Origin of the sequence: Methanomassiliicoccus luminyensis B10, assembly GCF_000308215.1 — an archaeon.
GTDB lineage: Archaea > Thermoplasmatota > Thermoplasmata > Methanomassiliicoccales > Methanomassiliicoccaceae > Methanomassiliicoccus > Methanomassiliicoccus luminyensis.
In genome coordinates, this window is sequence record NZ_CAJE01000012.1 from 101,839 (window position 1) to 114,778 (window position 12,940).

Consider the following 12,940-nt stretch of genomic DNA (forward strand, 5'->3'; position numbering starts at 1 on the left):
GACGAGTATTGGAGGGGCCCGCCCCGCACGCGGCCCCTTGCCTGGCTGGAGGTCCCTGATATGGTGGACCTGTCCTTCCTTGACTTCGTGGTGTTCGGAGACATCACGGCCATGCAGCTCATCGAGTTCATTCTCATACTTACTCTGTTCATCGCCATCGGCAGGGCCGCGTACATGCTCATCCGCAGGTATCTGGACGACCTGACCGGAAAGAGGCAGTCCAAGAGCGTGGCCAGGGCTGTCCAGTACATAATATTCGCCTTCGGCATCTATGCCAGCTTCGGGTGGATACTGAACATCGACTTCACCGGGTTCGTACTGTCCCTGGGGATCGTCGGTATCGCGATCGCGTTCGCGTCGCAGCAGATAGTGCAGAACGTGCTGTCCGGCATACTCATCTCCATCATCCGGCCGGTCCAGCTGGAGGATTGGGTGGACGTGGGCGGCGTGCCGACCACCGGAGTGACCAGAGTGAAGGATATCACCCTCATGAACACCGTCCTCAGGGAGGATGACGGGAGGATTGTAATAGTTCCGAACTCCTCCATCATGAACGGCAAATTGGTAAATTATACCCGGGCCGGCTTCGTGGCGGTGTCCGCGCCGATGTGGGTGGGTCCGGGGGTGAACATGGACAAGATACGCCGGATCGTGCACGAGGAAGCTGACCGGGACCCCCATATCCTTCCAGAGGTGACCGGCGACGAGAAGAAGGCCGTGGAGAGGTTGATCGAGCGGAGGTCGCTTTCCAACCTGTTCGAGCGCGGTGACGATCTCACGTCGCTCAACCCCCAGGTCAACCTCCTGGACATCCAGGGCAGCAAGATCAAGGTCGAGATCAAAGTGTGGATACGGGAGATCCAACGGAAGGACGAGATCATGGGGGACTTCCTGGAGGCCATCAGGGCCCGCTTCACCGCGGAAGGCGTCGAGCTCAGGGACTCCTGAGCGCACCCGGGCCTGCTCTTTCGAGGGTCCGGCCCGGAAAGACTTTATTATTGCATTCAGGGATGGCTAGAGCATGAGCGAGATCAGGATCCGGAAACGCCATCGCCTCAGGGAGAAGGAGATCAAGGTCCTGGACGATGAGATCCGGGAGCGCCTGGGGGCCGAGGCCTTTAGCCCGGGAGAAGCAGTGGACCGGGCAGAGAGCTCGGAATATGACGTCCTGTTCATCGGCAACCAGGTTCAGGGGATCGTATACCAAGGAAAGGCCTTCCTGACCGTGAGGGGGCTGCTGAAGCACCCCGCCACCAAGGCCTGGGTCACCGTGGACATGGGAGCGGTGCCGTTCGTCACCAAGGGAGCGGACGTCATGGGGCCAGGGATAGTGGACGCCGACCCCGCGCTGAAGGCGGGCGACCTGGTGTGGATCAGGGACATCAAGAACGGCCGGCCTCTGGCGATCGGCGAGGCCCTGGTCCCCGGCTCGGAGCTGGGCACCAAGGTCCCGGGCAAGGCGATAAAGAGCATCCATTACGTCGCCGACAAGCTTTGGAAGCTGGACGAGGAGTGAAGGGGCCCCGGCGATGGCTTCACCGCCATCGTCGAAAACATAAAAATAAACCAGGCCCATTCTCCCCGAGGGAAGACGTTGCCGTACTGCATCCACTGCGGGAACCCGGTCAGACCTGAGGATAGCTTTTGCATCAGCTGCGGGGCCAAGTTGAATGTCGTGCCCCCGTCGCCGGCGCCGCAAGACAAATGGGGCAAGGCGCACAAGGCGAGGAAAAACCCCGCGCCCGCCGTGCCGCCCGAACCGGTGGAAGGGCCTGAGGAAATGCGGAAGAGGGTTGGATCGTCCTCGCCGAGGATCGATGAAGCGAAGGTACCGGACAAGCAGTTCCTCTTCGTTATATGGGCGCTGAGAGCGCTTTTCGTCTACATTGTAGGGATGTTCTTGTTCGCGGGCGATGCCATGCTGGCGAACTCCGTGTGGCAGCAAATCGTCATGATCGCTTTCGTTACGGTCCTGTCAATATCCGGGTCAGAGTACTTCTACTGGCTGATGAGGTCCCGCATGGCCGGAGCACGCCTCACCCCGGAAGGGCTGGACGTGCAGCCTATCAAAATGTACGGCGACCTGCTCCGCCGCAAGGGCTATTTCATCAACAAGGACCTAATCGAAAGGGTGGATATTGTCAGGACCAGGGACGCCCCGCCCGGGACCTTGAAGGCGTCCCCGACCGAAGGGGTGCCCTCCTCCCTGGCCGTGTATCTCAAAGGAGGGAAGGTGCGCAGTTTCGTCAGGAGGTCCCCCGAACAGCTCCTGGCCGCCAGGGAATATGCGGAAGCGATGTGGGGGGCCAAAGCTACGGACGAGGGCGACCGTAAGGAGCTGTTGCCGGAGGAATTGTACAAGACCTTTTTCAACGTGCATAACTCCAATCACTTCAGGTCCTCTGCGCTGCTGTTCATCGGCCTCACCGTGATGTTCGGGTACCTGATCGTGGACATGAACCTGTCCAGGATCTCCACAGTCAATATCGTCCTGTCCCTGGTGCTGGGAGGGCTGATCGCTTACGTGTGGTCGATCGGCTACCTGATCTATCGCCAGACCTACGGCGTCAAGGAGGTCAGGGTCACCAGGGAAGGGTTCGAGCTCATGTTCAAGAACAAGAGCAGGTTCTACGACTGGTCCAAGGTCAAAGCGCTCAACATGGCCAAGTCGGATCAGATAAACAACAAGAACGAAAGGATCGCCTCGGTGAGCCTCGTCCCCCGCGGATCATACCTCGTGAGCTGCGATATCGGCCGGGCGCTGGAACAGGCTTATGCGGAGAACGCCGGGAAACCTGCTCCCAACGGCTACAACGCCATCCCGAAAAAGGGAGCTTACAGCACGGAGGAGATGAACTCCCTCAAGTACGAGCGCCCTGACCTCTACAGGAAGAACATTTTGGTGTCCGTTGCCTTTTTCGTTCTTGGCATACTGCTGCTGATCAACGTCGCCCTTCATATTCGTCTGGTCACGCTGGTCGGCCTCGTGGCGATCATAGTGCTGATGTTCCTCCGGCTGCAGCTGTCCAAGGAGATGAAAGAGCACATCAGGAACGGAAGGTCCGGGGGCTTTCCCCCCGTGAATTAAGGGCAAATGGAAGAGGACATGGCATGCGATACAAGCTAAAGAGGCAGGCTACAACAGGGGACATAGCTCGCCTGTCTTTCCTGATCCTTTGTGCCTGTGTCATGCTGTGGGCCGCCACTGCCTTCGTTATGTACCGGCCAGAAGCGTTCATGTTCACCTCGATCCTGCTCCTTGAGCAGATGGCCATCGTCGGCATCTTCGCTCTGAGGGGCAGCATCTTCGATTTCACCGACGCCCCCCAGGAGCCCAAAGGCTGGGTGGCGTCCACATTCTTAGAAAGAAAGTGATCCCGATCTCGCTGTCGTCGCGACCGATATTAGAATACAGTAGTGATAAATATCCAACACTTTATACCCAGGAGGGAGGGATGCAATTTGCCTTTGCTCAGGAAGCCTTTTGCCCGGAACAGGGAGGACGTTCAGACCGTTGAGACAGACCAGTACATCGACCTCGGCGCCATGCACTTCGATGACGACAGCATCGCCGGGACCAGGGGGGCTGTCAAGCTGGCCGAGATCTACCGGTACGAGGACATCTCCGAGATCACTCAGCCCGTGTACGACGGAAGCACCGTGATCATCGACTACGCCGCCGTCGCCAATGACACCGACACCCTGAGGCGCGTCACCAGCGAACTCAAGGCGGTGGCCAGGGACTGCAACGGTGACGTGGCCGCTATCGGGCATGATCTGATCGTCGTCACCCCTCGGGGCCTCAAGATAGATCGGAACAAGATCAAGGGCGGTTTCCACTAACCGTGCCAAACCCCTTTCTTTAGGTTTTCTTGCGCTAACAGGGGTCAGCCGCCCACTATTGAACTCATGGGCTTGCAACTGAGCTCGGCCTCGATTGTCCAATGACCTTCGGCCTCGTCGATCACTGCGTTCGGCTCGCTGACGCGGAGCCTGCCGCCTTCCCGCGTGAAGAAGGCGGCGATGTTCATCGAGGCGTTCGAGCCAGCGTCAGAGCGAGCCCGCACTAAACGCGGCTGAATGCTGTCCCGTTCTATCGATCCAAGACACGCCGATGCGCCTCGCTGACACGCTGACCGTCTCGACGATCTCGGCGGCGCGTTCCAAAATGTGTCGTGATGGTGCGGAACATCTGAATAGGGGTTGGATCTGGCGATTTGATACGTTTGGCTGCATGTAGTTACTTCCCTTGAGAAGGTGGGGCTTTCTGGCGATAATTAATATAATCTGCTGGCCATTTTGTGCCTGTGCCCGGCTTCAAGGTCATACACGACAGCGTCCACGGCAGCGTCAAGGTCGATGGGCTGTTCCTTGATCTTCTGGAGCGTCCGGAGATGCAGCGGTTGCACGGCGTGCACCAGCTCGGCCTTGCCCATCTGGTCTTCCCGGGAGCGAACCACACCCGCCTGGAGCATTCCTTGGGCACCTACCACCTCGCCAGGACCATGAGCGGGGCCCTGGAGCTGGACGACCAAGACCGGTCAACGGTGCTGGCCGCGGCGCTCCTGCACGACCTCGGCCACTCGCCTTATTCTCATACCCTCGAAGAGGTCATCCACAACCGTACCGGAAAGGACCATACTGGCATCACCCGGGACATCATCATGGGCTCCCTTCCGATAATGAGCGAGGCCTCCGCCGAGGTGCTCGGCCGCTTCAACCCCATCGCCGAGGTGCTGGAAGGGGAAGGCATCTCCCCACAGGACGTCACCGGTCTCATCTCCGCATCTCACCTCGCCAAGGACTCAAGGCAGCGCACCCTCGACGTGGACGCGGGGCAGGCTCACTTCGGCCAGAAGAACTACCTAAAGCAGATCATCTCCGGACCGCTGGACGTCGACCAGATGGACTATCTCCAGAGGGACGCCTATTACACCGGGGTGGCGCACGGCACCATCGACATCGACCGCCTCATGCAGACCGTGGCGGTGTTCCATGGGGACCTCGTGATCAGCAAAGGCGGGATGGTGGCGGTGGAAGGCCTCATGGTAGCCCGCTCCCTGATGTACACCTCGGTGTACTTCCACAAGACCGCGCGCATAGCGGAGATGATGCTGTGCAAGGCCGTGGAGATGGCACCCCCGTCGGTGCTGGACGACATCCACATGGCTACTGACTGCGAGCTCGACTCCAAGCTCACCGAGGCGGGGGGCGACGCCGCGCGCCTGATGACCCTGCTGCGGTTCCGCAAGCTGTACAAGAAGGCGGTGATGCTCCCGGTGTCCGGTCTCGACGAGCATCAGATCGAGCATCTCATCGAGCTGTCCGATTACAATAGGCGCAAGGCCGCCGAGAGGGAGATCGCCGACCGCGCCGGGCTCAAGGAGTCGGAGGTCCTGGTGGACATCCCGGACCGCGCCCTGCTCCTCGGCGAGCCGCGCATCGGAAAGACCGACGTGGCCATCCTCGACGGCGACAGGGTCAGGCCGCTGTCCCGTTACAGCCCCCTGGCCAAGGCCATCCAGTCCCGCGGCGTGCACGACTGGGCGGTCATGGTCTCCACCCCCGCCAAGAACCGCGAGGAAGTGGAGAAGGCCACCCTCAAGACGCTGTTCGCCTAGCCCTTCATGACGCCCAGCGGAGTGAGGCGGGCCACCCTCCGGGAGAGCCCCGCGCCGGCCACCACGTCGATGACCTGCTCTATGTTCTTGTACGCCTCCGGGGCCTCTTCGAGGATGCCGTCCTTGGTGGCCGACTTCAGGAATATGCCGCGGTGCTCCATGTCCTGCTTGATCCCCTGGACGGTGAACTTCCTGAGGGCCTCGGTCCTCGACATCATGCGCCCGGCGCCGTGGCAGGTGGAGCCGAACGACTCGGCCATGCCCCGCTCCGTGCCGACCAGGACGTAGCTGCCGGAGCCCATGTCCCCGGGGATGAGGACGGGCTGCCCCACTGAGCTGTACTGCCTCGGTATCTCGGGGTGCTCGCGGGGGAACGCTCTCGTAGCACCTTTGCGGTGAACATACACCTCCCGGCGCCTCCCGTCCACCTGGTGCTCCTCCACCTTGGCGATGTTGTGGGCCACGTCGTACACCTGGTGTAGCCCCATGCTCTCGGCGTCGCGCTTGAAGTGCTCCTCGAACGACTCTCTGATCCAGTGGAGGATCATCTGCCGGTTGGCCCAGGCATAGTTGGCGCCGCAGGCCATGGCCTTGAAGTAATCCTCACCCTCCTTGGAGTGCACGGGGGCGCAGGCCAGCTGGCGGTCGGGCAGGTTCATGTCCCGCTGCCGCATGGCCTTCTCCATCACCTGAAGGTAGTCGGTGGCGATCTGGTGCCCGCAGCCGCGGGAGCCGCAGTGGACCATCACGGTCACCTGCCCCTCCCTCAGCCCGAAGGCCCTGGCCGCTTCCTCATCGAAGATCTCGTCCACCACGTCCACCTCCAGGAAGTGGTTGCCCGAGCCAAGGGAGCCGACCTGCGGAACGCCTCTCTGCTTGGCCTTGCCGCTCACCTTGGTCGGGTCGGCGTTCTTCATCCGGCCGCCCTCCTCGGTGACAGTGAGGTCCTCATCCCACCCGTACCCGCTGCGCACGGCCCACTCCGCGCCCTCCACCAGTATGTTGTCTATCTGACCCTCCACCGCTCCCACGATGCCCTTGGAGCCCACTCCGGCGGGCACGTTCTTGAACAGCGTGGAGATCAGGTCCTTGATGCCGGGCTGGACGTCCTTGGCCTCCAGCTCGGTGCGGACCAGGCGCACCCCGCAGTTGGACACGATCATCCCGTCGGCGACGAAGTTGTGGGTCTCCGGTACGGTGAAATCATAGACGAAGCCCTTGTAAGGCACCTCCTTCACGGCCGTGACCCGGTCGTACAGGAACCCGGTGGCCTTCAGCATGTCAAGCTCCTGGTCTAGGAACTCGCTGAACGAGGTGAAGTCGACGGACGGCCTCTGCCCTTCCCCGTTGTACTGTTTCTCCACGAAGCGCGGGGTGATGCCGTAGCCGACCAGGAGGGTCTGCACCTCCTTGAGCTTCAGTCCCTTCTTCTTCAGCTTCCTGGCCCTCTCCGCCGCCTTGACCCTGCTGTCGTTCAGCTCCTTCTTGAGCAGCATGTACTTTACGGCGGCCTCGGCCATCTTGCTCTTCATCTCGGAGTACTCGAACCCGATGATGCGGTACAGCCTGATCAGGTTGTCCTCGTTGGCGCAGATGCTCATGGTGAGGCGCGAGATGCTCCCGTTCCTGTGGCGGAGGTCCTTCCTTTCACATATCTGGGTCTTCTCCACCCCCAGGTCCTCCAGGAGCATCATCACGTCGATGTAGAACATCCTGGCATCGTCCAGTCGCGCGTCGTCCAGCTTCTGCACCAGCATGGGGGGGTCAAAGGTGGTCTTGGTGTCGGCCTTGGGCATGGTCAGCTCGGCGCCGAACAGCCCGGCCAGGAACGCCCTCTTGATCGCCGGGGCCGCCTTGGTGACCCACTCCGGGACCCGCTGGTCGGAGATGGTCTTGCTTCCCACCGGCATGCCCCTCTCCACGAGCAGATCGGAGAACTCCCGCGAACTCACCCGGATCTCCGGTCCGGCGACGGTCGAGTCATATCCCAGATCGGCGAGGTCCCTCTTCATCTTCTCCAGGTCGGTCCTCTGGCCGCAGACGCTGGCGATGATGCCCCCCTCTTTCAGGTCCAGCGAGCCGGCCCCCAGCATGTAGCCGAAGAGCTTGGCCAGGACGACCTCCCTCCGGTCCACGTTCTGGTCCACTTCGACGCCCTGGAAATAGGTCACCGCCACCTGGTCCCCAGGCGCGATGAGCGCCGCATTCTTCATGCCGATGCTGGTGAGCACCGGGTGGTCCTCGGAGGCCCGGAGCTCGATGCCGGTCCTGGTGGTGATCAGGAACACCCTCTTGTCGCTCTCCTTCCTTATGAAAGCGGCGGGCTTCCTGGCGACCAGCCCCCTCTCCAGCGTCATCACGGAGGTCGTTCCGCCCATCATTCCCACGGTGAACCCGTCGTTCGTCTGTATGGTGGTCCCGAACTCCTCCTCGAAGTCCTCTATCCTCATCCACCCGCCCAGGTCGGTGCTGATCCTGGAGCCCTCGCAAAGGCAGTTGATGTCGAACCCGATGCCTCCGGGGGAGATCACCCCCTCCTCGGCATCAAGGGCGGCCACGCCCCCGATGGGGAACCCATACCCCCAGTGGATGTCCGGCATGGCCAAGGAGTTGCCCACGATCCCGGGGAGGAAGGCGACGTTGGCCGCCTGCTCGGGCGCATTGTCCTCCTTCAGCTTAGGTACCATGCCCTCGTCGGCGAACACGATGGCATCGGTGCGCATACCGCTCTTATATGTCCGCGGGATCTTCCAGCGAAAGTCGTCGACCTTCTCGAGGGGTCCATTATATGTCATTACTCCACCGGATTCGCCTATGGGGTGTCTGGGATATAATCTCTTTCAGCGGTCACAACGTCCTCTCGGATACGAACGTTCGTAGGCCAGACCGCTCCGGCGTGCGTTGTTATTCCGCCCATCGTTATTCTGTCCGTCGCATTTATTATATATAATATTTTTCGGAGAATCGGGTCGTTATGGACGGGATCTTGATGGGGGTGATGCCGCTGGCGGCGGGCGCGATAGTCCTCGCTCTGGGCACTGCCAGCCTGGTCCGGAACCCCGGGCTGAGGGTCTCTCGGACCTTCTTTGCCAGCATGTTCTTCGCGGGGGCCTTCAACATCGCTCTGTTCGCCCTCCTGGCTCTGTCGGATCCATCGTCCGCGCCGGTGCTGTCGAAGGTCCTGATGTTCATGGCCGTGCTGGCGGCGGGCGCGAACATATTCCTGGCCTCATCTTTGTCCACATGGAAGGGGGAGAGCTGGACCAGGGACCACCCCGTCGTCGTCCTGCTCGCGGTCCTGGCGATGGCCTCCGCCGCGGGCGTCCTGGGCAGCGCCGCCGCGGCCCCCGGGGCGCTTGCGTCCCCCGTCGGGACATGGTGGTTCCCGGTGCTGCTGGGAGCGGCCCTGGCAGGGGCCAGCGTATGGGCGGTGTATTCGGCCAGGAGGACCTCCACCGACCAGTACTTCAGGCGCGCCACCACCTGGCTGGGGGCGGCGTTCATGCTGCCCGCCATCTCCCTGTCGGCAGTGTTCGGCGGGGGCGGCGGCATCGCCTCCACACTGGTGGTCTCCTTCGCCCCCCTCCTCTCCGCGATGGTGTTCGTATACGTGGCCGTCCGCTACAGGACCTTCACCCAGGTCCCCGCTGCGGCCAAGGACTCCGCCCGCGCCCTCCTGGACAGCATGTCGCCGGGCAGCTCCATCCTGGTGGAAGGGAAGAGCACCGACGCCGCCTTCTCCATGTTCATGTCCGAAATAGGGCGGGGAGGCGACGGCCTGGTGATATCTAGGAAGCATCCCGGGCAGGTCAGGGAGGTGGTGGGACTGGAAAGCGCCTCGGTCCTGTGGCTGTGCAGCCAGCCTGGTCCGGGGAGGATCGACCCGGCGTCCCTCTCCCTGCTGCAGAGCACCATGTCGGACTTCCTGAGGAGGGGGAAGCGATCAGTGGTGCTGCTGGATGGGCTGGAGTACCTGGTCTCGGAGAACCGCCCGGACAAGATCCTGCGCCTGGTCTACAGCGTAAAGGACGTGGTGACGATGTCCGGCTCCAAGCTCATAGTCCCCCTGGACCCCGAGACCCTTGGGTCGAAGGACCTCGCTTTCTTCGAGAGGGAGTTCAAGGTGCTCAGGCCGGAACCGGGTCAGGCCGGCTAATTTACAGATTATGATGCAATGACCATCGCACCATCCGAGAACGCCCGGGGAGCGAGCGGTCCGTCAGAACAGTCAAAGGGGCCGGGCCCGAGATTTGAACTCGAGTCTAGGGATCCACAGTCCCACAGGATACCAGGCTACCCCAACCCGGCCATGATGGGAACTCCACAATACATGGCTGTAAATAAACCTTCCGACGGCTCCCGGCACAGACTGGCTATGCCCTCGCCGGGCATTCTCCGAACGGTCATCTCTCCCGTCGTGCTCCTCAGGTCAACGCTTCCGCAATCATCTTAACCTCCCGAGGCGTTTTTCCTCCGGGGATGGGAATGAGAACAGTTTGTTTCGTAGATGAATCCATATTAGGCGCCAGGAAAGAGGAGGGCGCCCTGGGGCTGAGACGCTTCGTGAGGATGCTCCAAGATCTGCTGGACGAGGAGGGGCTGCCTATAGATGTGCGTATCGGCGTGGCCCCCGGCAACAGGAAGATCGCTCAAGGGCTGAAAGGCCTCAAGGACCACGTCCCCGAGTGGATCCTGAGCGAGGCCAGGCAGCTCTTTCAGGAAGAACTTCCCGGCTAAGCGGCATTTCACGCCGGGGTACGGCCGTACCGCCAAATCCAGACATATACCGTCCGGTTTGTACGCACCTGTACATAACGGTTAAGTCTGTTGTCAAAATTCCAGCTCGGAAATCATGAAGAGGGACATACTATCAGTGCTCGACCTCGCCGGCGACCTGGACGAGGTGCTTGCTTTGGCGGCCGACCTCAAGAGGAGGACCGACGGCCCCCAGACGCTCAAGGGCAAGAGCGTCGCCATGATCTTCGAGAAGTCCAGCACCAGGACCAGGGTATCGTTCGAGGTCGGTATCGTCCAGCTCGGCGGCCACCCCGTGGTCCTGAGCCAGAAGGACACTCAGCTCGGACGGGGTGAAACGATCGAGGACACCGCCAGGGTGTTGAGCCGCTACGTCGATTGCATCACTTACCGCGCCTTCAGCCACGTGGCCGTGGCCGATCTGGCCAAGCACGCCACCGTCCCTGTCATCAATGCGCTCGACGACCTCGAGCATCCCTGCCAGATCACCGCCGACCTTCAGACCATCAAGGAGTGGAAGGGGGACCTGCGCGGCCTCAAGATCGCCTACATCGGCGACGGCAACAATGTATGCAACTCCCTGATGCTGGGAGCCGCTTTGACCGGCATGGACTTCGTGGCCGGGTGCCCCGCTGAGCACTCCCCGGACAAAGCCATCGCCAAGAAGGCCGCTGCCATCGCCGCCGAGCACAAGCGCGCGTCCAAGGTGGTCACCGATCCCGCCCAGGCCGCCGAGGGCGCCGACGTCATTTACACCGACGCCTGGATCTCCATGGGGCAGGAGGGAGAGGCCGGCTCCAAGGTGAAGACCTTGAGGCCGTACCAGATCAACGAAGCACTGGTAAAGAATGCCGACCCGGACCACCTATTCATGCACTGCCTCCCCGCTCACCGGGGAGAGGAAGTGACCGCTGAGGTCATGGACGGCCCCAACAGTGTGGTGTTCGATCAGGCGGAGAACCGCCTGCACGCTCAGAAGGCGATCCTGATCAAAGTGCTCGGCTGAGCTGATCTCCCACGATGCGGTCGAGGGCGAGGAGGAACTCGTCCTCCCTCCCCCCAGGTATGGTAGCCCCGGCGGCGATGTTGTGGCCGCCCCCGGTGCCTCCGGCCGACTCGGCGGCCCCGCGCAATGCGATGGAGAGGTCAAGCCCGCGCTTCACCAGATCTCGGGTGCCCCTCGCGGACACCTTCACCGAGCAGGTGCCGTCCATGGCCTGAGCGAATCCGATGAGGGGACGGTCGGCGAGCCTGGCGTCCGAGCCGAGCACCATGCCGGCCACGATACCCACGATGGTGTCCTCGATGCGGTCCCCGCTGTGGAAGTACCTGATGTTGCTCAGCCCCTCCCCGCCGCCGGTGACATCAGTGGGCCGGTTGCCTTCCCCGTTCTTCACCAGCTCGATGGCGGCCTTGAGCTTTTCCCGATGATCGTCCTGCTGCTCGATAGCTTCCCTGAACGCCTCGGCGCGGTCGCCCTGGCATACCGCCCTCCCGAGATCGGCCTTCTCGTGGCGGCCGCAGGCGTTCAGCAGGGTGGCGAACTCCTTGGCATCGAAGATGGCCCTGAGCTTGACATCGTCGCCCTTGAACCACCCCGGGGGAGCTCCAGGCAGGTCCTCGGAGAGCGTATATGCCTCCCCGATGACCTTGCGCACCTGGGCGACGCCCTTCCCGGAGTCGATCATGCGGTCCACCAGCCTGCTTACCACGGCCTGCCTCTCCTCCCAGCTCAGTTCGGACCAGTACCTGAGGCGGCCGCCTTCGGAGACAGGGACCCCGCACTCGGTCACGAAGTCGATGCAGGCCATCTTATCCTCGTCCTGCTTCACGGGGTCCTCGCCCAGAGGGTTCGCGCCCGCCCGCCTCCTGGTGATGTACGGCAGCAGCGGCGGATCGGAGGAGTGCTGGAGCAGGGTGTGCAGCGGGCGGGTCTGGCGCCCGAACAGGCGGAGGTCCTTTTCCGCCCGGACCAGGCCGGCGTCGACGGCGTCCTGCAGGATGGTGCGGTTGTACCCCGTCAACCGTCCTTCCGCGGAGTCCTGGAAGTCCCCCACCGCCCCGATCACCGCAAGGACCGCGAGGTCCCGGTTGCAGGGGTCCATGGCCTTGGCCACGGCATAGGTGGCGCCGGCCCCGGAGATCTCGGTGGAGCCGTCCAGCCCGTAAAGGTGGGGGTTGACGTGATACCCGGCGAAGGAGAACAGATCCGCCTGTCCCCTGGTCCGGGGATGGGAGTCATCGGGGCGGTGGTGGTCCGAGACCGCCGACCGTTCAGGATCCAACCTGGAGAACATGCCGCTGCCGAGGTCCACGAACCACAGCCGCTCCATGGGGGACGCCTTCGCTCTATCCAGCTCGGCGTCGTCCAGCTTCTTAACGAAGCGCACATTGTGCTCGATGCCGGCGCGCCGAAGCGCCACGGATGCGATGGAGGAGGCTGTGATGCCGTCGGCGTCGATGTGCCCGATCACCAGGACGGACTTCGAGCCGAGCAGGAACCTGGCGGCCTCCGCCGCGGCCTTCTCGAACCCCCTGATGTCCCTGACCTTCTCCTCTGCCAT

At 62.4% G+C, this 12,940-nt stretch carries 12 protein-coding genes and 1 tRNA gene; 9 read left to right on the forward strand and 4 right to left on the reverse strand.

Annotation, left to right across the window (positions count from 1 at the left end; translation table 11 throughout):
* Positions 1-60 precede the first annotated feature (60 nt).
* From WYS_RS03365 to WYS_RS14190, 5 genes are all read left to right on the forward strand, one after another.
* Positions 61-948: a mechanosensitive ion channel family protein gene (locus WYS_RS03365; RefSeq protein ID WP_081579802.1), complete on the forward strand. Its 888-nt coding sequence runs from the start codon at positions 61-63 to the stop codon at positions 946-948.
* A gap of 73 nt (positions 949-1,021) precedes the next feature.
* Positions 1,022-1,516 carry a PUA domain-containing protein gene (locus tag WYS_RS03370; RefSeq protein ID WP_019176749.1) on the forward strand — a complete coding sequence of 165 codons (495 nt, stop codon included), beginning with the start codon at positions 1,022-1,024 and terminating at the stop codon, positions 1,514-1,516.
* 78 nt (positions 1,517-1,594) lie between these two features.
* Positions 1,595-3,088, forward strand: a complete 1,494-nt coding sequence (locus WYS_RS03375; protein ID WP_019176750.1) for a zinc ribbon domain-containing protein — start codon at positions 1,595-1,597, stop codon at positions 3,086-3,088.
* Between the two features lie 23 nt (positions 3,089-3,111).
* Complete coding sequence (locus tag WYS_RS03380) at positions 3,112-3,375, forward strand: hypothetical protein (protein ID WP_019176751.1); 264 nt, start codon at positions 3,112-3,114, stop codon at positions 3,373-3,375.
* Positions 3,376-3,468: 93 nt separating this feature from the next.
* Positions 3,469-3,843: a cell division protein SepF gene (locus WYS_RS14190; RefSeq protein WP_019176752.1), complete on the forward strand. Its 375-nt coding sequence runs from the start codon at positions 3,469-3,471 to the stop codon at positions 3,841-3,843.
* Positions 3,844-3,887: 44 nt separating this feature from the next.
* On the opposite strand, the gene WYS_RS16295 is transcribed toward WYS_RS14190, so the two are convergent.
* A complete protein-coding gene (locus WYS_RS16295) occupies positions 3,888-4,031 on the reverse strand; it encodes a hypothetical protein (RefSeq protein ID WP_187120192.1) in 144 nt (47 codons plus the stop codon).
* A gap of 276 nt (positions 4,032-4,307) precedes the next feature.
* Here WYS_RS16295 and WYS_RS03395 point away from each other — a divergent pair, with 276 nt between their 5' ends.
* Positions 4,308-5,621 carry an HD domain-containing protein gene (locus WYS_RS03395; RefSeq protein ID WP_019176754.1) on the forward strand — a complete coding sequence of 438 codons (1,314 nt, stop codon included), beginning with the start codon at positions 4,308-4,310 and terminating at the stop codon, positions 5,619-5,621.
* On the opposite strand, the gene WYS_RS03400 is transcribed toward WYS_RS03395, so the two are convergent.
* Positions 5,618-8,416 carry an RtcB family protein gene (locus WYS_RS03400; RefSeq protein WP_019176755.1) on the reverse strand — a complete coding sequence of 933 codons (2,799 nt, stop codon included), beginning with the start codon at positions 8,414-8,416 and terminating at the stop codon, positions 5,618-5,620. The two genes, WYS_RS03395 and WYS_RS03400, sit on opposite strands and share 4 nt — an antisense overlap.
* 179 nt (positions 8,417-8,595) lie before the next feature.
* Between WYS_RS03400 and WYS_RS03405 the strand changes: the two genes are divergently transcribed.
* Positions 8,596-9,777: a DUF835 domain-containing protein gene (locus WYS_RS03405; protein WP_019176756.1), complete on the forward strand. Its 1,182-nt coding sequence runs from the start codon at positions 8,596-8,598 to the stop codon at positions 9,775-9,777.
* A gap of 79 nt (positions 9,778-9,856) precedes the next feature.
* Here WYS_RS03405 and WYS_RS03410 read toward each other — a convergent pair.
* A tRNA-His gene (locus WYS_RS03410) sits at positions 9,857-9,929 on the reverse strand.
* A gap of 177 nt (positions 9,930-10,106) precedes the next feature.
* Between WYS_RS03410 and WYS_RS03415 the strand changes: the two genes are divergently transcribed.
* Together WYS_RS03415 and argF are read left to right on the forward strand one after the other, a co-directional pair.
* Positions 10,107-10,358 carry a hypothetical protein gene (locus WYS_RS03415; RefSeq protein WP_147654407.1) on the forward strand — a complete coding sequence of 84 codons (252 nt, stop codon included), beginning with the start codon at positions 10,107-10,109 and terminating at the stop codon, positions 10,356-10,358.
* Between the two features lie 115 nt (positions 10,359-10,473).
* Positions 10,474-11,382, forward strand: coding sequence for an ornithine carbamoyltransferase (argF, locus tag WYS_RS03420; RefSeq protein ID WP_019176758.1), 909 nt, complete (start codon positions 10,474-10,476; stop codon positions 11,380-11,382).
* On the opposite strand, the gene WYS_RS03425 is transcribed toward argF, so the two are convergent.
* Complete coding sequence (locus WYS_RS03425) at positions 11,366-12,940, reverse strand: single-stranded-DNA-specific exonuclease RecJ (RefSeq protein ID WP_049796237.1); 1,575 nt, start codon at positions 12,938-12,940, stop codon at positions 11,366-11,368. The genes argF and WYS_RS03425 overlap by 17 nt on opposite strands.